At 37.5% G+C, this 22,299-nt stretch carries 9 protein-coding genes; all 9 read left to right on the top strand.

Features of this window, described 5'->3' with window-relative positions; genetic code table 11:
- The first annotated feature begins 50 nt into the window (after positions 1 to 50).
- The 9 genes from H6G08_RS37780 to H6G08_RS38825 all read left to right on the top strand — a co-directional run bounded on the left by H6G08_RS37780 (position 51) and on the right by H6G08_RS38825 (position 22,132).
- Positions 51 to 2,936, top strand: a complete 2,886-nt coding sequence (locus H6G08_RS37780; protein ID WP_242046320.1) for a non-ribosomal peptide synthetase — start codon at positions 51 to 53, stop codon at positions 2,934 to 2,936.
- Positions 2,933 to 4,573, top strand: coding sequence for a condensation domain-containing protein (locus H6G08_RS29445; protein WP_190549576.1), 1,641 nt, complete (start codon positions 2,933 to 2,935; stop codon positions 4,571 to 4,573). The genes H6G08_RS37780 and H6G08_RS29445 overlap by 4 nt, the downstream gene beginning before the upstream one ends.
- 95 nt (positions 4,574 to 4,668) lie before the next feature.
- Positions 4,669 to 5,715 (top strand): TauD/TfdA family dioxygenase, encoded by a 1,047-nt coding sequence (locus H6G08_RS29440; RefSeq protein WP_190549574.1) that lies wholly within the window; start codon positions 4,669 to 4,671, stop codon positions 5,713 to 5,715.
- 110 nt (positions 5,716 to 5,825) lie between these two features.
- A complete protein-coding gene (locus H6G08_RS29435) occupies positions 5,826 to 9,026 on the top strand; it encodes a non-ribosomal peptide synthetase (protein WP_190549565.1) in 3,201 nt (1,066 codons plus the stop codon).
- Entirely contained in the window at positions 9,023 to 14,743 is a 5,721-nt protein-coding gene (locus H6G08_RS29430) for a non-ribosomal peptide synthetase (protein WP_190549563.1), read from the top strand. The genes H6G08_RS29435 and H6G08_RS29430 overlap by 4 nt, the downstream gene beginning before the upstream one ends.
- Before the next feature lie 253 nt (positions 14,744 to 14,996).
- Positions 14,997 to 19,391, top strand: coding sequence for a non-ribosomal peptide synthetase family protein (locus H6G08_RS29425; RefSeq protein WP_190549561.1), 4,395 nt, complete (start codon positions 14,997 to 14,999; stop codon positions 19,389 to 19,391).
- Between the two features lie 64 nt (positions 19,392 to 19,455).
- Positions 19,456 to 20,202 carry a class I SAM-dependent methyltransferase gene (locus H6G08_RS29420; protein ID WP_190549559.1) on the top strand — a complete coding sequence of 249 codons (747 nt, stop codon included), beginning with the start codon at positions 19,456 to 19,458 and terminating at the stop codon, positions 20,200 to 20,202.
- Between the two features lie 26 nt (positions 20,203 to 20,228).
- Positions 20,229 to 21,680 (top strand): aminotransferase class III-fold pyridoxal phosphate-dependent enzyme, encoded by a 1,452-nt coding sequence (locus H6G08_RS29415; protein WP_190549557.1) that lies wholly within the window; start codon positions 20,229 to 20,231, stop codon positions 21,678 to 21,680.
- A gap of 317 nt (positions 21,681 to 21,997) precedes the next feature.
- Positions 21,998 to 22,132: an IS1/IS1595 family N-terminal zinc-binding domain-containing protein gene (locus H6G08_RS38825; RefSeq protein ID WP_422614293.1), complete on the top strand. Its 135-nt coding sequence runs from the start codon at positions 21,998 to 22,000 to the stop codon at positions 22,130 to 22,132.
- Positions 22,133 to 22,299 lie beyond the last annotated feature (167 nt).

Here is a 22,299-nt window from a genome sequence, read left to right as displayed (position 1 = left end):
AAGCTTATTGACTTTATTAATCAACCAGTATTTTTTAGGAGGATATAAATATGGATGGACAAGAACATAAAAACGACTTATTAGCGCAAAAAATTTATTGGCTAAATAAGTTATCAGGAGAACTTCCAGAAACTAATCTCATGCTGGATTATGTCAGACCTGTATTTCCTTGTATGAGAAACAAGTCTCTGGGCTTGGAACTATCCCATGATGTATCTCAAAAAATCATCAAACTCAGTCGAGGTTCTGAATTTTCAACTTACTGGATACTGTTATCTGCATTGAATATCTTGTTATATAAATATAGTCGCAAAAATGATGCGATCGCGGGAATACCTAGATATGCAGAAATTGCTACAAATGATGTGAAAGCCAAATTTATTCCTTTGCGGACTCAGGTAAAATCTCACATATCCTTCAAAGATTATCTTTTACAAGTTAAAGATGAAATTATCGGTGCTTACAACAATCAAAACTGCGATTTAGAAGAGTTAATTTCGTTATTAAACATCTCATCAGTGTCTAATCGTTGTCCATTGTTTAATGTAGTAGTTTTATTAGAAAATATTCACGATAAGAATATTATCACTGATGGCGATTGCGATCTGGTGTTTTCTTTTTTGATTAATGAAGAATCCATTACTCTCAATATAGAGTATAGCGACCATCTTTTTCGAGATGAGAATATCAACCTATTTAGCAGATACTACAGTATTTTTTTGACAAACGCGCTCAATAATATCAATGAAAATATCTCAGATATTACTTTATTCTCAGAATGTGATAGATATCAGCTATTGAAACATTTCAATAATAATCATCAATCATATCCAGTTGAGCAAACAATCGATCAGTTATTTGAACAGCAGGTATATAAAACCCCGCATAATATAGCTGTAGTTCATCAACAAAAAAAATTAACTTATCAAGAACTAAATGAAGCTGCTAATCAGTTGGCTATTACATTACGTCAACTAGGAATTAGTAAAGGCGACTTAGTAGGTATATTTAAAGACCGAGACATAAATTTTTTGATTGCTATTCTGGCTATATACAAAGCAGGTGGAGTGTACGTACCTATTGATAGTAGTTATCCTGCAAATCGAATTGAATATATGTTAACCAATAGCGAAGTTAAGTTTCTCTTGACTGATGCTAATTTATTAAATATTTTGAATGACTTAATAGATAAATGTTCTCAATTAAAGTCTATTATTTGTTTAGATAAAAAACTCCACCCACAAGGGGAGGGAGTTTTTGGGCATGGGGAAGAAATCACCAATGCCCCATGCGCAATGCCCAAAGCGGCGGGGCGGCTGTCCCTCTCCACCCACAAGGGGATGGAGTTTCCCGCCGCTTTCAATGAAGTCATTACCGACAATATAAATTGGACTCATAACCAGGAATTAATCATCTACCAACAACTTGATTTTAGTAATATTTCCCCAGAAAATATAGAGCCAGTCAACAAAGGAAGTGACATAGCTTACACGATTTATACTTCCGGTTCTACAGGATTACCAAAAGGAACAATGGTGAGACATGATGGTGCTATTAATCATATTTATGCCCAGTTTGATGAGCTAAAATTAACCGCAGAATTTTGCTTTTTACAAAGCGCACCTTCATCAACGGATATTTCTGTATGGCAATTTTTAGCACCACTTTTAATCGGTGGAAAGACTGTCATTGTAGATATTGAAACCGTTGCTATTCCTGAACAATTATTTAAAATACTGAAAGCAGAAAAAATTACCGTAGTGGAATTAGTACCAGCTTTATTTGGCGGATTGCTGGAATATATTTCGCAATTACCAAACGCAGAAAGGGAACTACCCAATTTGCAATGGATGATGCTATCGGGTGAATCTGTAGCGATTAAATGGGTAAATCAGTGGCTGGAAATATACCCTAATATCAAGATTGTGAATGCTTATGGCCCTAGCGAAGCTGCTGATGATATCACTCAATTTATTGTTGATAAACCTTTACCAGAAAATCAACGAACAATTCCCATTGGAAAACCACTAGCTAACCTCAATCTCTATATTCTCGATGAGCAAATGAAATTATTACCTATTGGCGCTCCTGGAGAAATTTGTGTATCGGGAATTGGTGTAGGTGCTGGTTACTGGAAAAATGAAGAAAAAACTCAGTTAAGTTTTGTTCCCAATCCGTTTACAGATTTTGCTCAGAAGTTACCAGGAAATCGCCCAGATTTAATTTATAAAACTGGAGATTTAGGAAGATGGCTTCCTGATGGAAATATAGAATTTCTCGGACGTATTGACCATCAGGTCAAAATACGTGGTTTCCGCGTAGAATTAGGAGAGATTGAGTCATTGTTGGGTCAACACCAAGCAGTTAAAAATGTTGTAGTTGTAGTTAGAGAAGAAAACCCTGACGACAAGCGTTTGGTGGCTTATGTTGTACCTCAATCTGAGTTGGATCGAGATGATATAAACAGTAGCAAACTTATTTCAGAGTTACGCAATTTTCTGCAAGAAAAACTACCAGGACACATGATACCTTCTTTCATTGTCTTGCTAGAAGCATTACCTTTAGCGCCTAGTGGAAAAGTAGATCGCCAAGCATTACCTATACCAAGTTTTCAAAATGAATCAGAATTTGGCTTTGTTGCACCTCGTACTCCTACAGAAGAGATAGTTGCTGATATTTGGGGTCAGGTATTAAAGCAAGAACATATCGGTATTCACGATGATTTTTTTGATTTGGGTGGACATTCTTTACTAGCAACCCAGGCTATTTCTAGGTTACGGGAAGCTTTTAAGATTGAGTTACCTTTACGTAGTTTATTTGAAGCACCAACAGTTGCTCAAATTGTTCCAACTATTGAAAATATGTTGACAATTAAGCAATTACAATTTGTGTCTCCAAATAAGTTAGATAATGACCGAGAAGAGATAGAATTATGAAAACTATTACAGAATTTTTAGCTGAACTTTGCAGTTTAGATATTAAGCTTTGGGTTGAAGATAATCGCTTACGTTGTAGCGCTCCCAAAAATGTACTTACACCAGCGATTAGAGAAGAATTAGCTAGACGCAAACAAGATATCCTGAATTTGATATCTAATAACAATTCAGTTTTAGATTTCGATCAACAGCTTATTTCTTCAATACCACGCGCAGAAAATTTACCGCTATCATTTGCGCAGCAAAGACTGTGGTTTTTAGCTCAGTTAGAACCAGATAGTTCATCGTATAATATATCTGCGGCTGTTAGACTGCAAGGAAAATTAAATTTAGCCGCATTACAACAAAGTTTCCAGGAAATTATCAATCGCCATGAAGCTTTACGAACAAGCTTTCAAACGGTAGATGGTCAACCAATACAAATTATTGCTCCTAGCTTAGATTTTGCTATTTCAATTATTAGTTTGGATGAATGCTCTTTATGGGAACAAGAAAAACAAATACGTCACTTGACTATACAAGCGGCGCAACAACGTTTTGATTTAACTAAATCTCCTTTATTGAGGGTGAATTTGGTACAGTTGCACCCAGAAGAATACATCATACTGCTAACAATTCACCATATTGTTTCAGATGCTTGGTCTATGGGGATATTAGTTGAGGAATTCGTAGCACTGTATTCAGCTTTTTGTCAGGGTAAACCGTCACCATTTGCAGAATTACCTATACAGTATGCAGATTTTGCTGTTTGGCAACGTCAATGGTTGCAAGGAGAGAGATTACAAACCCAGCTAAATTATTGGAAACAAAAACTAGGTAATATTCATCCGCAGTTAAAATTCCCCAGACAGTCTGTAAATTTGACAAATGAAACTACTCAAGGTGCTGAGGAATCATTTACATTGAGTCAAGAATTAAGCAAAGCTATATATGTGCTTAGTCGTCAGGAGGGTGTGACTTTATTCATGACATTGTTGGCGGCTTTTGAAGTTTTGCTTTACTGCTTTACAGGTACTTTAGATATTAGAGTGGGTTCACCCATTGCTAACCGCAATCGAGTGGAAATTGAGAAACTGATTGGATTTTTTGTGAATACTTTAGTGCTACGGATTGACTTATCGGGAAATCCTAGTTTCCGAGAATTATTAGCGCGATCGCGTCAAGTAACATTAGAAGCATATGCTCACCAAGACTTACCTTTTGAAAAGCTAGTAGAAGAACTACAACCACAAAGAAGTTTAAATAATCATCCACTGTACCAAGCATGGTTTGTTCTGGACAATAATCCTATGCCACAGTTGCAACTACCAGATTTAATCTTAACTCCATTCGATATTGAAACTCGAACAGTACGACATGATTTGCTTTTATCTATGTGGGAAACTTCAGCAGGTATTCAGGGTTCTTTTGAGTATAAAACGCACCTATTTGATAAGGTGAGTATTTCTCGATTGATTGAGCAGTTTGAAGTCATTATACAGCATGTTGTTGCTAAACCAGAGATAAAATTACAGGAAATTGTCGAACTTTTAAATAAAATCGATCGGGAACAGCAGCAAATGAAAAAAAATAATTTGCAAGCAACTGAGCGGCAAAAATTAACAATAGCTAAACGCAGAGCAGTTCGGAATATTTAATAATTCAAAATTCAAAATTCAAAATTCAAAATTCAAAATTTAAGATATCTTTATTCAGTGTACGATAAATCATTAATATTAGGGAACATTATGAAATGACGAAACCAAATATCAAACAATTAAGTTCTATTTCTCGTAAGTCTGTAAATATATCTTCAGCAGAATTAATTCAGACATCATATTTACAGCCAGAAAGCTCGCTTCCTCTAGTTGTTCAACCAAATTTTGATAACTTAAATCTGGCTATTTGGACTCAAAATAATCACTCTTGGATTGAAAACAAAATATTAGAGCATGGGGGTATTTTATTTCGAGGTTTTAATGTCAAAGATGTGGCTGAGTTTCAGCAATTTATTCAAGCTCTTTCTGGGAAGTTGCTGGAATATTCTTACCGTTCTACACCACGTAATCATGTTAGCGGTAATATCTATACTTCTACAGAATATCCGGCTAATCATTTCATTCCTCTACATAATGAAATGTCTTACTCTCGTACTTGGCCTTTAAAAATTGCCTTTTTTTGCATTAAGAAAGCGGAGCAAGGCGGAGAAACGCCTATTGTTGATAGTCGCAAAGTTTTTTCGCGGATCAATGCCAAAATTAAGGAAAATTTTTTAAAAAAAGGGGTAATGTATGTGCGAAATTATGGTGTAGGATTAGATTTATCATGGCAAGATGTTTTTAATACTAACAATAAGCTGGATGTAGAAACATATTGTCATCAAGCTGGAATTGAATTAGAGTGGAGAGATACTGAAACTTCTGGTTTTAGCTTAAGAACTCGTCAAGTTTGTCAAGCTGTTGCCCAGCATCCCCAAACATCAGAAATAGTTTGGTTTAATCAAGCTCATTTATTTCATATCTCTAGTTTAGATTCTATTGTTCGCGCTCAGTTGTTGAGTGATTTTTCAGCAGAAGATTTACCCCGTAATGCTTATTATGGTGATGGTTCTGTTATTGAAGATTCTATATTAGACGAGATTAGAGAAATTTATTGGCAAGAAGCAATTATTTTTCCTTGGCAAGAGGGAGATGTGTTGTTATTAGATAATATGTTATCTGCTCATGGGAGGATGCCGTTTCAAGGTTCACGTAAGGTTGTGGTTGGGATGGCGGAGGAGTATAAGGTTTCTAATGGTTAGGTTGGGGTGAGTGGGAAAGGAAGAGTTTTAAACGCAAAGTGGCGCGGAGGGAAGCGCGGAGGTGCGCAGAGTTTTTGATTATTGATTGTGATAAAAGGGGTGTTGTTAATATGCGAGTGGAACCAGTTGAGGGATTTAGATTATCTCCGCAGCAAAAGCGGATTTGGTTGTTAGCAAAGAGTGAGGATCTATCAGTATTTAGGGTTCAAGGTGCGGTTTCGATTGCTGGTAATCTCAATATTGATGTTTTAAAATCTGCTTGGCAAAATGTTGTTGAGGGGTACGAAATTTTGCGTACTACTTTTTATCGTCTACCAGAAATGGAAATACCATTACAGGCGATCGCAGATAATTATGAAGTTGGGATTACTGAATTATATCTTGGTAATTTGTCGGAAATAGAGCAAGAAAATCGCCTAAATAAAATATTTAATGAGCTAAAAAGTTTACCTTTTGATGGGGAAAATAAACCACCTCTGCAAGTGGTTGTTATCAGGTTATCTGCAAATAAACATATTTTAGTTTTAAGTTTATCTGCTTTGATTGCAGATGATTGTACTCTTAAATATTTGTTAAATCAGATTATTGTTGCTTATAGGGCTTGCTTGTATGGTCAAAATCTGGATGAGGAGCCGCTACAATATGCTGATATTGCAGAATGGCAAAATCAACTTTTGGAGTCGGATGAGTCAGATTTAGGTAAAGAATATTGGCGCAAGCAAGATATTACCGCGATTGATGATTTTAGTTTTTGGTTTGAAAATAAACAAATTGCTCAGGGTGGCTTTAAACCGCAATGTATATCTTTAAATATTGATAATTATCTAGTTGAAAAAATAGAGTTAATATCTTTAAAATATCAGGTAAATATTGCTGATGTTTTACTGGCTTGTTGGTTGATATTGCTGGGTAAAGTTACTAGAAAATCAGATTTATGTGTAGGAATTGTTGGGGATGGTAGAAAATATGCGGAATTAGACCAAGCATTAGGATTATTATCAAAATATTTACCGATTGCCTGTCATGTCCCAGGGGAAATAAAATTTAGCGAAATATTACAACATATACATAATGCGGTAGATAATGCTAGGGAATGGCAAGAATATTTTACATGGGAAGATAGTTTAAAATCGGCTGATTTTTGTCCAGTTGCTTTTGAGTTTGCAGAATTAACTGAAAATGATTCTAGCGCAGACCTATCGTTTTCTTGGGTTAAGTATTACTCTTGTATTGATAAGTTTAAAATTAAGTTAACTTGTTGTCAGCAAGGGAACGCTTTAATTAGTGAGTTTCATTTTGATGAGCGATTATATAAGTTTGAGGATATCAAAACATTATCGGAACAGTTTGAGATATTATTACAAGATGCGATCGCACATCCCGAAACCCCTATCAGTCGGTTAAATATTCTTAGCGATCGCGAGTTACAACAACTACTTGTAGAATTTAATCATACGAGGGTAAATCAGTCTCTAGATAGATGTATTCATCAGCTTTTTGAGGAACAAGTCAAACGCACGCCCGATGAAATCGCTGTTGTGTTTGAGCAGCAGCAATTAACCTATACACAGTTAAATACCCGCGCCAATCAACTAGCCCATTATCTCCGTACTCTGGGGGTAGGGGCGGAAACTTTGGTAGGGCTTTATGTTGAACGTTCCCTAGACATGATAATTGGATTGCTGGGAATATTGAAAGCTGGCGGTGCATATATACCTTTAGATCCAAACTATCCACATCAGCGTTTAGCGCAGATGTTAGCAGATGCGCAAGTACAAGTATTAATAACTCAACAGCAGTTACTTAAACAACTTCAAGAGCATCCACCAAAGGTATTATGTTTAGATGCAGATTCCGCAATCATCGCTCAACAAAGTGACGAAAATCCTCAAACTGACGTTAAGCCAGAGAATTTAGTTTATGTTTTGTTTACCTCTGGCTCTACAGGTAAGCCAAAAGGTGTGGCGGTTGAGCATCGTCAACTGTGCAACTATCTTCAAGGAATTGGCGCAAAAATCGATTTTTCTGACTGTCGTAGCTTTGCTCATGTTGCTACCTTTGCAGCTGACTTGGGGAATACCATGATTTTTCCGGCTTTGTGTGGCGGTGGATGTCTGCATATAATTTCCCAAGAACGCGCTACTAACCCCGAAGCACTAGGAGAGTATTTTCATCGCCACAACATTGACTGTCTGAAGATAGTTCCGGCTCATCTTGCAGCTTTACTCACAGATCAATCTCGAAAAATATTACCTCGAAAACGCTTAATTTTAGGTGGAGAAACTTGTAGTTGGCAGTTAATTGCGCAAATTGAGCAATTAGCCCCGGATTGTCAGATTTTTAACCATTATGGCCCTACAGAAACCACCGTTGGGGTATTGACTTATCCTATCGAGCAAATTCGGGTTGACTGTGCGACTGTACCAATTGGGAAAGCGATCGCTAATACACAAATTTACCTGCTAGACTCTTATCTGCAACCAGTACCAATTGGCGTACCGGGAGAAATTTATATTGGTGGGGATAGTTTAGCAAGGGGTTACTTAAATTTCAGCGAACTGACAAGGGAAAAATTTATTCCCCATCCATTTAATAATTCACCATCTCATCGTTTATATAAAACAGGGGATTTAGCTCGCTATTTACCAGATGGAAATCTAGAATTTTTAGGACGAGTTGACGATCAGGTAAAAATTCGCGGTTTTCGCATTGAACTAGAAGAAATCTTATTTACTTTACAACAACATCCAGCAGTACAACAGGCGATTGTTTGCAGTCGTGAAGATGTACCGGGTGACAAGCGTTTAGTAGCTTATATTGTCTTTGAGCCAAAATCCTCAATTCCCCAATCATCAGATTTACGTGCTTTTTTGCGAGAAAAACTACCAGAATACATGGTTCCTTCAGCCTTTGTGAAGTTGAAGAGTTTACCATTAACAACTAACGGCAAAATAGATCGCGAAAAACTACCAGCACCAGAGCAAATTGCATCAGAATTAACAGCTACCTTTGTGGCTCCTCGCAATCAAACAGAAAATGCGATCGCGCAAATTTGGCGAGAAATTCTCGGCGTTGAACGAGTGGGAATTTATGACGGTTTCTTTGAATTGGGAGGACATTCTTTACTAGCTACACAAATCATTTCCCGCATCCGTCAAACTTTGCAAGTAGAGTTATCTTTGCGTCAGTTTTTTGATGCTCCGACTGTCGCAGATTTAGCGGTAATGGTAGCCCAAAATTTAGCACAACAAACAGATGCGGCAATGCTAGCTGAGATTTTAGCAGAGTTAGAGGAAAAAGCAGATTTATGAGCGACTTAAACCAACGTATTGCCCAATTATCTCCTGAAAAACGCGAGTTGCTGCTGCAACGGCTCAACCAAAAACAAGCAATAATTGCACCTTCCCAAATCCCACGCCAAAGCCGGGATTCTAACCATTTTCCTTTATCATTTGCCCAACAAAGACTTTGGTTTCTCTCCCAGCTAGAACCAAACAATCCTTTTTATAATCAACCCACAGCTTTACGTCTAACTGGTCAACTCAACATTGCCATATTAAAACAGAGCCTCAAGGAAATCATTAGGCGACACGAAACATTACGTACAACTTTTACCATCGTCAACGATAAACCAGTCCAAGTCATCAATTCAGCTGTTGATTTGACATTACCGCTAGTCGATTTACAAAACCTAACTCCAAACCTCCAAGAACAGGAAGTACAAAAACTAGCCGCACAAGAAGCACAGCAACCTTTTAACTTAGAGCAAGGGCCATTACTGCGAGTTACCATACTCAAGCTGAGTGCCATAGAACATGTAGTATTATTTACAACTCACCATATTGTTTCTGATGGTTGGTCAGTAGGAATTTTAGTGGAAGAAGTTGCAAAAATATACACAGCTTTAGCTAATAACCAGCCCGCACCTCTACCAGAACTGCCGATTCAATATGCAGACTTTGCAGTTTGGCAGCGACAGTACTTAACAACAGAGGTAATAAATACCCAGATATCTTACTGGCGAAATCACTTAGGTACTACGCCACCATTACTAGATTTACCCCACGATTATCCTCGTCCAGCAATTCTTAGCTATCAAGGTAATACCAAATTCTTCTTACTGTCAGAGTCTCTCACCAAAGCTCTGAAGGCGCTCTCACAGCAAGAAGGAGTCACCTTATTTATGACTTTGCTGACAGCCTTTAAAATTTTACTACATCGCTACAGTCAGCAAGATGACATTGTTGTGGGAACTGCGATCGCTAATCGTCATCGGGCTGAAATAGAACCATTAATCGGCTTTTTTGTCAATACCTTAGTATTGCGGACTAACTTAGCTGGTAATCCTAGTTTTCGTCAGTTACTTCAGCAAGTTCGGGAAGTCACATTAGGAGCTTACGCGCACCAAGATTTACCTTTTGAGCAGCTAGTAGAAGAACTCCAACCAGAGCGTCATCTCAATCGCAACCCTCTATTTGATGTGATGTTTGACTTCCACAATGAGCCTGTACAAGAGTTAAAATTGCCAGAATTGACTTTCAGTTTGCTGTCAGAACAGAGACAGACAGCAATTTTTGATTTGGCTGTCACAATGGCAGAGACAGAACAGGGTTTAGCTGGAACAATAGAGTACAGCACTGACTTGTTTAATGCCAGTACAATTGAGCGGATGTTGGGACATTTTCAGGTATTGTTAGCTGCAATAGTTGCCCAACCTGAGCAAAGTTTGGCGAATTTGCCACTATTAACACCATTTGAGCAACATCAATTACTACGAGAGTGGAACCAGACAGCAGTTGACTATCCCAGCGATAAATGTATCCAAGAACTATTTCAGCAGCAGGTAGAATGCACTCCGGATGCAGTAGCAGTTGTCTATAAAAATCAGCAATTAACCTATAGGGAACTCAATACCAAAGCTAATCAACTAGCACATTACTTACATTCCTTAGGAGTACATCAAAATGTACTAGTTGGTATTTGTATCGAGCGCTCTATTGAGATGATTGTGGCATTATTAGGAGTTCTCAAAGCCGGTGGTGCATATCTACCTTTAGATCCTGCTTATCCTCAAGAACGCTTGAGCTTCATGTTGCATGATTCACAAGTTACGGTGTTGCTAACTCAACAAAAGCTATTGTCAAGCTTACCAATTAAAAATTGCTCTCTAGTTTGTTTAGATACAGACTGGCAGATAATCTCGCAACAGAGTCAGGTAAATCCGGTGACTCATAGCACCCCAGATGATTTAGCCTATGTAATTTATACATCAGGCTCTACAGGTAAGTCTAAAGGAGTAGCGATCGCGCATTGCAGTTTGGTAAATAAATTTTATGCTTGGGCAAAAGCCTATCAGCTTGATTGTCTAACTAGTCATTTGCAAATGGCAAGTTTTGCCTTTGATGTCTTTTCTGGGGATTTAATTCGCGCTCTTTGTAGTGGTGCTAAGTTAGTCTTGTGTCCCCGTGAATGGCTGTTAGAAGCCGAAAAATTATATCAACTCATGCTCGCAGAAAAAGTTGATAGTGCCGAGTTTGTTCCTGTTGTGTTGAAGAACTTAGTTCAATATCTAGAAAGAACTGAGCAAAATCTTCACTTCATGCGCTTACTAGTAGTTGGTTCAGATACTTTATATGTTAAAGACTACCAAGAATTTCAACGTTTTTGTGGCGAACAAACACGCTTGATTAATTCTTATGGAGTTACAGAAGCGACTATTGATAGTACATATTTTGAATCGACAGAAATCAAGTTATCTGATAATAAATTAGTTCCCATTGGTCGTCCATTAGCTAACACAGAAATTTATATATTAGACTCACACCTCCAACTAGTTCCTATTGGTATTTCCGGAGAAATTTACATCGGTGGAGTAGGATTAGCTCAAGGTTATTTACATCGCCCAGATTTAACAACAGAGAAATTTATCCTTTGGAACGGAGAAAAACGATTATATAAAACAGGCGACAAAGCCAAATATTTAGCAGATGGTAATATTGAATTTTTAGGCAGACTGGATTATCAAATCAAGCTTCGGGGCTTCCGCATTGAACTCAGAGAAATTGAAGCAGTTATTAATCAACACCCTGGTATCTTGGCTAGTGTAGTTCTGCTGAGAGAAGATGAACCAGGTAATAAAACACTAGTAGCATATATCGCTCTCGATGCTCCCAATCAACTGACTAGTAGTGAACTGCGTCGCTTTTTAGAGTCAAAGCTGCCTAACTATATGCTACCAAATGCTTTTGTCATCTTAGAGGCACTACCATTAACACCAAATGGTAAAGTAGATCGTCAAGCTTTACCACTACCCGACGCGACACAGTTAATCCAACAATCAAATTTTGTTCCTGCTTCTACACCTGTGCAACAGATGTTAGTTGGAATTTGGAAACAGGTATTAGGAATTGAGAAATTAGGCATTCACGATCACTTCTTTGAATTAGGTGGACATTCCTTACTAGCTACTCAACTAATTTCCCGAATTCGTCAGATTTTGCATTTAGAATTACCATTGCGCTGTTTGTTTGAATCTCCTACTATTGCTAAATTAGCTGCCGTAATTCAAACAATGGTGATGCAGGGACAAAATTGGCAAAATTACCCCATTCTCCCTTGTTCGCGGCAAGTAAAATTACCCTTATCTTTTGCACAAAATAGACTGTGGTTTATCGATCAATTGCAGCCTGGTAATTCTGCTTACAATATCTTCAATGGTTTTCGCCTTCAAGGTTCGCTAAATATTACAGCACTTGAACAAAGCATTAACGAAATTATCAGACGACACGAAATTTTACGCACCCAGTTTATTGCTGTAGATGGACAACCAGTGCAGGTTATTATCCCTGAATTACAATTAACTTTACCAGTAATCGACCTACAAACACTTTCAGCACCAGCCCAAGCAGCAGCAGTACAACAGCTAATTACCCAAGCGGCGCAACAGCCTTTTGATTTAACTCAAGCGCCTTTATTGCGGCTGTCTCTCCTAAAATTGAACCCTACAGAACATATAGTACTGTTCGCAATGCATCATATTATCTCTGATGCTTGGTCGATGGGGATATTGATTAGAGAATTAACAGTTATTTATCAAGCATACTTGGATGGAGAAGCTTCTCCCTTAGCAGAATTATCTATTCAGTATGCAGACTTTGCAGTTTGGCAAAGAGAGTGGTTGCAAGGAGAAATGCTACAAACTCAACTTAGCTACTGGAAGCAGCAACTTGCTGGTTCTTTACCAGTACTAAACTTACCCTACTCCCAAACTAAAGCAAACACCAACCGTAGTGGTATCCACACCTTCAAACTATCAACAGAACTGTCTATAGCACTGGAAAAACTCAGCCGTGAAGCCGATGTCACCCTATTTATGACAATGGTGGCTGGTTTACAAACAATGCTATACCGCTATACCGGACAAGATGACATTGTTATCGGTACTGATGTCGCCAACCGTAACCGAGCCGAAACAGAAGGACTAATTGGTTTTTTTGTCAACCTGCTAGTGTTACGCACTAACCTTGGTGGTTACCCTAGTTTTCGAGAACTTTTGCAGCGAGTCAGAGAGGTAACTTTAGGAGCATACAATCACCAAGACTTACCTTTTGAAAAGTTGGTAGAGGAACTACAACCAGAACGAAGTTTAAGCCATACACCATTATTTCAGGTGTTATTGGTGATGGATAACGTGCCTACAGCTAACTTAGAACTTCCAGGTTTAACATTACTTCCCTTAGAAGCTAACAATCAAAAAGCTAAATTTGATTTGGCTTTGTTTGTGTCAGAAATAGAGCAGGAAATTGAAGCTAGTTGGTGTTATAACGCAGACCTTTTTGATACGGCGACAATCTTGCGTATGTCCGAACATTTTCAAGAACTTCTGCATAGTATTGTCACTAATCCAGATGCTCGAATCAATACTTTAGATATGCTTACAAAAGCTGAAAAGCAACAAAAAAATATGGGAGAAATCAACCAAGAAGCCAGTAAATTTAAAAAGTTTATGGGCATTAAACCAAAATCTGTTAAATTACCAGCAGGAGAGTTAGTTAAAATCGATTATCTCCAACCAGAACAAATAATTCCTTTGGTAATTAAGCCAAATATTAGCGAATTTGATATTATTGATTGGGCTAGAAATAATCGAGAATTTCTCAGCAGTAAGCTACAACATCACGGCGCAATTCTTTTCCGTGATTGTCAGATTGATTCTGTAGCGAGATTTGAACAATTAGCGCAAGCTATTTGTCCAGAATTATTTGGTGAATACGGCGACTTACCACGGGAAGAATTTGGTAGTAAAGTTTATGGTTCTACACCTTATCCAGCAGATCAAGCAATTCTCTTTCATAACGAAAGTTCTCATATGCACTGCTGGCCGTTGAAAATCTGGTTTTTCTGTTTGCAACCAGCACAACAAGGAGGAGAAACACCAATTGTAGACTGTCGCCAACTTTATCAACTGCTTGATTCTCAAATTAGAGAAACTTTAGAGAAAAAGCAATTAATGTATGTTCGGAATTATATAGAAGGATTAGATGTAAGTTGGCAAGACTTTTTTCACACCAGCGATAAAACAGTAGTAGAAAATTATTGTCATCAAGCTGGAATTGAGTTTGAATGGCTAGCAAATAATAATTTACGCACTCGCCAAATTAGACCAGCAATAGTCAATCATCCCCACACCAAAGAAAAAGTATTTTTTAATCAAATTCAGTTACATCACATCTCATGTTTAGAACCCACGGTTAGAGAATCTTTATTATCAATGTTTGGTGAAGAAAATCTGCCACGTAATGTCTATTACGGTGATGGTTCTGCAATTGAAGCTGAAGTGATGGCAGAAATTAATCAAGTTTATCAACAAGCTACCATTAGCTTTCCTTGGCAGCAAGGAGATGTATTGATGTTGGACAATATGTTAACTGCTCATGGTCGCTTTCCTTATGTGGGGCCACGCAAAATTGTGGTAGCGATGGGGGAAATATTAACAATTCAAAATTCAAAATTCAAAATTCAAAATTAGATGCGTAGGTTGGGTAAAAAGTCGTAAAACCCAACAATCCAAAGTTCTGTAATTGTTGGTTTACCCTACGGTAAGCCCTTCGGGTTCGCCAGTTCCTTTATGCCGGGGAACCCGTCCACCGGACTGGCTCACCTCTCCGCATCTACATTCCTCAACCCAACCCACATCCACTAATTCTTGGCGTTCTTGGCGGTTAAATAAATCAAGGTTTTTGCTAATTTTTGCGTAATTTATGTTTAATTAGGAGTGAATTATGAAAAGTGAAATATTAGAAGGTTTTCAACTTTCTCCCCAACAAAAGCGTCTGTGGTTATTACAACAAGATAGCCAGATTTATGTGTCTCAAGTTGCTATTTTGTTGACAGGAATAGTTGATATAGAAGTTTTGCAAGCAGCTACGCACAAAGTTGTTAATCGTCATGAAATTTTACGGACAAGTTTTCACCGCCGACCAGGGATTAAGTTTCCTCTTCAGGTAATTAATGCATCAAGCAATGTATCGTGGTGCTGTATTAACTTGCGGAATTTTAAGCAGCAGGAACAACAACTTAAAATTGCAGAATTAATTGAAGAAGAAAGATGCTTAGTTTCTCAATCAGAAACAGCAGATTTGGTGCGGTTTTCGTTATTATCTCTAGCTGATGATCGATATATTTTAATTATCAGTTTGCCATCTTTATATGCGGATGGTTGGACAATGCAAAATCTGGTGAAAGAAATTAGCCTTAGTTATTCTCTTTGCTTACAGGGTAAAGATTTTACAGATGAGCCTGTACAATATTTGCAATTTTCAGAATGGCAAAATGAGCTTTTAACAGAAGAAGATGCCAAAATTGGTAAAAACTATTGGCAAGAAAAAGAATTTAAAAATATAGAATATGCAAAACTTTATTTTGAATTAAGTCATAATCATCAGCTAGATTTCCAGCCTGATATTTACTCTCTTGCTTTACCCACAGATTTAACCAGAAATATAGCTGATTTTGTAATATTAAATAATACAAATTATCATAATTTTTTCTTGACTTGTTGGTATATATTAATTTGGCGTTTAAGCAAACAATCAGAAATTCTTATACATAATTTATATAATGGCAGAAAGTACGAAGAGCTACATGAAACTCTAGGATTATTAGCTAAATTTTTACCTTTAAGTTGTCCGCTTACTCCAGAATTTAAATTTGCAGAAGTTTTAGCATATATTAGCGAACAACATCGCCAAGGGGAACAGTATCAGGAATATTTTTTAGAAGCAGATATTAGAAGTAGTCAGCAGGAATGGCTAAGTCTACCGATTTGTTTTGAATTGGAAGGAACACCAGAAACATACAATGCTGATGGTGTAGAGTTCTCTATTTACCAAAAATTTGTTTGCTGGGAAAGATTTAAACTTAAACTCAATTGCATTCAACAGCAAGATTCTCTAATTACAGAGTTTGCTTACAACTCTCATCTATTTACAGCCGAAACTATTCAACGTTTAGCTAGACAATTTCACACTTTAGTTACAAGTGTGATTACTAACCCAAATGTGTCTGTAGGACAGTTGGAAATTATTGATAGTGAAGAACGTCATCAATTATTAGTAGAATTTAATAATACTCAGACTAACTATCCTCAAGATAAATGCTTTCATCAGCTATTTGAGGAACAAGTCAATCAAACTCCTCATCAGATTGCGGTTGTCTTTGGAGAACAACAATTAACTTATGCAGAGTTAAATTTACGCGCCAATCGCCTAGCATCTTACTTAAGAGGGTTAGGAGTCAAGCCAGAGGTATTGGTAGGTTTATATATAGAGCGTTCGTCGAAGACGTTGCCGAAGGCATCGCTTGATAATATAGTTGCAATCCTGGGTATCCTCAAAGCTGGAGGTGCTTACCTACCCCTAGATCCTGCACTACCAACAGCAGCTTTAGCTTATCGCTTACAAGATGCTGGTGTATCTGTACTTTTAACACAGCGATCGCTAATTAGTAAAATTCCCGCAGACAATACACAAATAATTTGTCTGGATACAGACTGGGAACTAATTAACCAAAGCAATCCAGACAATTTAACAACAACAGCCAAGCCAGAAAATTTAGTATATGCTATCTATACTTCTGGTTCTACAGGTAACCCCAAAGCTGTTTTAGTCGAACATCGTCAACTTGTTAACTATATTTATGCAATCATCGACAGATTAAACTTAGCGAAAAATGCTAGCTTTGCTACAGTTTCCACCTTCGCAGCAGATTTAGGTAATACCGTCATCTTTCCCTCATTATGTACAGGTGGATGTCTGCATATTATTCCCCAAGAAACAGCAGCAGATGCTCAAGCACTTGCGGATTATTTTCAGCAGCATCCGATAGACTATCTGAAAATAGTTCCCTCTCATCTAACTGCGCTTTTGGCTGTAGCTCAAACTGCGTTAATTATACCTCGAAAAAGTTTAATTTTAGGTGGTGAAGCTAGCAATTGGCAATTAATAAATCAGATTCAAAAATTATCACCTGAATGTCAGATTTTTAATCATTATGGCCCTACAGAAACAACCGTAGGAGCATTAACTTACTCAATTCCTCAACAAACACAACAACTATCATCTACTGTTCCTTTAGGAAAACCTTTAGCTAATACTCTAGTTTATGTTTTAGACGAACAATTGCAACTTGTACCTATAGGCGTTCCGGGTGAGTTGTATATCGGTGGTGCGGGATTAGCTAGAGGTTATTTAAATCAACCAGAACTCACAACCGCCAGATTTATTCAAAATCCTTTTGCATCTGATTCTCAAGCAATTTTATATAAAACAGGTGACAAAGTACGCTATTTAAATGATGGAAATTTAGAATTTCTCGGACGAAGCGATCGCCAAGTCAAAATCAGAGGTTTCCGCATTGAATTAGAGGAAATAGAAACCACCATCAAACAACATTCAGGCGTGCAAGAAGTAGTGGTGACAACTACAGAAGACACAAATAGCAACAAACGTTTAGTAGCATATATAGTTACTACGCCCCAGTTCCGCCTTATCCATCAAAATTATCAAGCGATCGCCACTGTTCTGCGCAACTTTTGTGTAGATAAATTACCCGAATACGCCATACCCTCTAGTTTCATATTACTCAAAGCATTACCATTAACAGCTAACGGTAAAATTGACTATCAAGCACTACCAAATCCTGAACAAACTCGTCCCGAACTAGAACAGCTTTATGTGGCACCACGTACAGATTTAGAAAGACAATTAGCGGAAATTTGGGCAGAAATTTTAGGATTAGAACAAGTAGGAATTCACGATAATTTCTTTGAATTGGGCGGACATTCCTTACTCATCACTCAACTATTGGCAAAGCTCCGCAAAATATTTAGCGTAGAATTACCATTAAAAGTTTTATTTGATGCACCTACTGTTGCTGATTTAGCTGCGCAAATAAACAACACACAAATAGCTACTTTAGATATTAATCTTGATTCTGAAGTTGTTTTAGATGCAGCAATTATTCCTGCGACTAAATATATACCCCAATCCACCCCACCTACAGCGATTTTATTAACAGGTGCAACAGGTTTCTTGGGAGCTTTTTTACTTTACGAACTCCTACAGAAAACCACAGCCGATATCTATTGTTTAATTCGAGCGCAAACAAATGAAATTGCTACACAACGACTACAAAATCATTTAAAATCTTATTTATTATGGGATGAAAGCTGCCATCAACGCATTATTCCCTTAATAGGAGATTTATCTCAACCACTGTTAGGACTGACAGCCGATAAATTTGCAGAAATCGCCGCCAAAATTGATGTCATTTATCATAATGGTGCATTTGTTAATTTCACTTATCCTTATTCTCAACTCAAAGCCGCCAATGTATTAGGAACTCAAGAAATATTAAGATTAGCCGCACAAATTAAAGTCAAGCCAGTACATTTTATTTCTACCATTGGCGTTGTTAATGCGGCTGATTCCAATTTAAAACTAATTCGAGAAGATACCCCCATCAATCACGGTAAAAATGTCAGTAGTGGCTATACACAGAGTAAATGGGTAGCAGAAAACTTAGTACAAATTGCAGGCGATCGCGGAATTCCCATATCTATATATCGACCTGGAAGAATTTCCGGAAATAGTCAAACAGGTGTTTGCAATATCGACGATCATACCTTCAGAATGATTCGGGGTTGTATCCAACTCGGTAGCGTCCCCAATGATGACACAATGGTTAACTTAACCCCTGTAGATTACGCCAGTCAAGCCATAATTTATTTATCACAACAACCAACCTCATTAGGCAAAGTTTTTCACATCATCAACCCTCAACCTTTAGCTTGGGAAGAAGTAGTAAATTCAATCATCTCTTTTGGCTATCCACTTCAAGCAATTGACTACCCAGAATGGCGTTTCAAACTATTAAAAGAAATTGAGCGATCACCTAATAATCCCTTATCTCCCCTAGTTGCAACACTTACTCATAAAGAATCTCAAAACACCAATACAGAAGATTCCCCAATCCAGCAAATTGACATGCAAAATACCCTAACTGGATTAGCAGAAACGACAATTACTTGTCCACCACTAAATCAACACCTGTTAAATACCTACCTTTCCTACCTAATTCATAATAGTTTCTTAAAAAATCCCCCAAACCATAGCTAACAATAAAACTCTGCGAAACTTTGCGCTAACCTCCGCGTTCCTTTGCGTTTAAAACCCAAAACTTATGCTTACATCAACTCATTATTCCGCTTACAATTCCTTTGCACGCATCATCAATGAAATTTGGGGCCCAGAAGTTAGTGAATCACTACTTCCTGACATAGAAAAATTACTACTCAACCATCTCCCCCAATCATCCCAAATTCTTGATCTGTGCTGTGGAGCAGGACATTTAGCACAGAAACTAGTCCAAAAAGGATATCAAGTCACTGGACTTGATGGCTCTGAAAAACTTATAGAATATGCCAAAAATAACGCCCCCAATGCTCAGTTTATCCTTAATGATGTGCGTGATTTTCAATTATCATCCAATTTTCATGGAGTAGTTTCCACAGATTATGGACTTAATCATATTATCAACATCGAAGAATTAACCAAAGTATTTAAAAACGTATATACAGCACTCCTCCCCGATGGCTTATTCATGTTCGACTTAAGCCTAGATCGGCGTTATCAATCTGATTGGAATAACTCCATGCTTGGAGATATTCAAGATGAGTATGCTTGGGCATTAAGGCGGAGCTATAACTCAGAAGAAAAAATTGGTACAATCGATATTACTATATTTGAATTAATTAACCAAAATTGGCAACGTCATGATATTACTTGGTTAGTTAAAGGCTATTTTCAAACACAAATAATATCTGCGCTCAAAAATGTAGGATTCTCCCAAATAGAATGCTACAACAAAGAAGATATTCTCGCAAAAACAGAAGATGCTATTGTAGCCTATTTTGTCTGCACCAAATAAAAGCGATCGTTTATCAACTAAAATATATGTTTATCGCCCAAGAAAGCTCTCCAACAGATACCCAAAAACTCAGTGAAATATTATCCACTGTAAATTTAACCACAAGTCAGCGAGAATATTTAGAGAATTTTATTATCCGCTATAACCAGAAAACCAAAACATCAAAACAACTAGCCCAAGCTAATCGCCCATTTTTAGCCGATAATAAAACCTTTGTGGATTTCCAATTTCCGCTCAAAGAAATTTATTACCCTATTGTTACTAAAAATTCTTCTGGCTGCAAAATATGGGATGTGGATGGAAATGAATATATAGATTTAGTCATGGGATATGGCGTGAATCTGTTCGGACATAATCCAGATTTTATTAAAGAAGCATTAGCCGCACAACTAGAAAAAGGTATACAATTAGGTTCCCAATCAGAAATTATTGGTGAAGTTGCTCAACTGATTTGCGAACTCACAAAAATGGAGCGAGTCGCTTTTAGTAATACAGGTACAGAAGCCATCATGACAGCAATTAGGATGGCAAGAACAGTTACAAGACGTAATAAAATTGTTATATTTTCTCACTCTTATCACGGACATTTTGATGGTACGCTAGGGAAAGGAAAAATTATAGATAAGAATTTACAAACTGTACCAATTGCATCAGGAATACCAGCGAATTTTGTTGCAGATATTTTAGTTTTAAAATATGGTGAACCAGAATCACTTGACGCGATCGCCAATTACGCGCAAGAATTAGCTGCGGTGTTAGTTGAGCCAGTTCAAAGAGAAAATTTAGATCTACAACCCCAAGCCTTTCTGCAACAACTCAGAAAAATCACCCAAAAATCGGGAATAGCATTAATTTTCGATGAAATGGTGACAGGTTTTCGCATTCATCCAGGTGGCGCGCAAGCTTGGTTTGGCATTGAAGCAGATATTGCCGCCTATGGTAAAATAGTAGGTGGCGGAATTGCGATCGGCATCATTGCAGGCAAAGCTAATTTTATGGATGCGATCGATGGTGGAATGTGGAATTATGGAGATTTATCATCGCCTCACCAAAACACTACTTTTTTTGCTGGAACTTACTGCAAACATCCTCTAGCTTTAGCAGCAGCTAAAGCAGTTTTAGAATATTTAAAAACTAAAGGTTCTACTCTACAAACAGAGTTAAATCAACGTACAACTAAATTTGTTAAAACCCTGAATGATTACTTTGATCAAGAAGATTTACCTATTCAACTGACAAATTTCGGTTCAATTTTTGGCCCGGTTTACTCAGGAGATAATAGCGAAGAAGATGCGATAAACTCAGAAATTTCCTTAGCTTATGATTTACTTTATTATCATCTGCTTAACCAGGGAGTTATGTTGAGAGGAAATGGAGGATTTTTATCTACAGCCCATACAGATGAAGACATTAATCATATTATTCAGGCTGTTAAAAATAGTATATCAAAACTCAGAGAAGGTGAATTTTTACCTTAATATCCTCAAATTCTAATTTAGGTGGCGCTGCATGGATAGCTGAGGCGAAACGACATTAGGAAAGCTGGCAAAATTACGACGTACCCAATCCATACCCACTTCATTATTCAATACCGTTGCCAATTTACGAGGGTGAGTTGATGATGCTTTCACTATTAACTCGCTGTTCTCTAATGTTTGGCAAAAACAATAAGTCCTAAAAATTCCTTCCAGGTTTCCCACAAGGATTTTTTTGGCGTATTGTCGCAGTATCAAGGGTTTGGGCTGACAACCTCCCTTGTAAGCCGAACGCTTATGTATGGGTCAAGTAGCCATTTTTGCCAAAATTTTTTTACCCTCTTATTTTGGCAAAGGTATTGTGTGAATCGTCGCAGTTGTCTAAAAATGGCTATCGACGGGGGAAGCAGTGCTATCTCTGTAAGGAATGTGGTAAACAGTTTGTGGATAAATAAGAGCGATCGCCAGATTCATCTCGTTGACGGCTGATTTTCTGATGGGTATATCAAACTGATTTCAATACAAATTGATATCTGCCCAATAATCTACTTTAATGGAGAGGATGTACCATTCTAGAGAAAGCTAGAAACCTGAGGTATAGCCAACTAAAATCCTGGTGCAG

It is taken from the genome of Calothrix anomala FACHB-343 (assembly GCF_014696435.1).
GTDB classification, from domain to species: Bacteria; Cyanobacteriota; Cyanobacteriia; order Cyanobacteriales; family Nostocaceae; genus Aulosira; species Aulosira anomala_A.
Note: the sequence above shows the minus strand (reverse complement) of the source record. Positions and strands in the feature narration are given on the sequence as shown.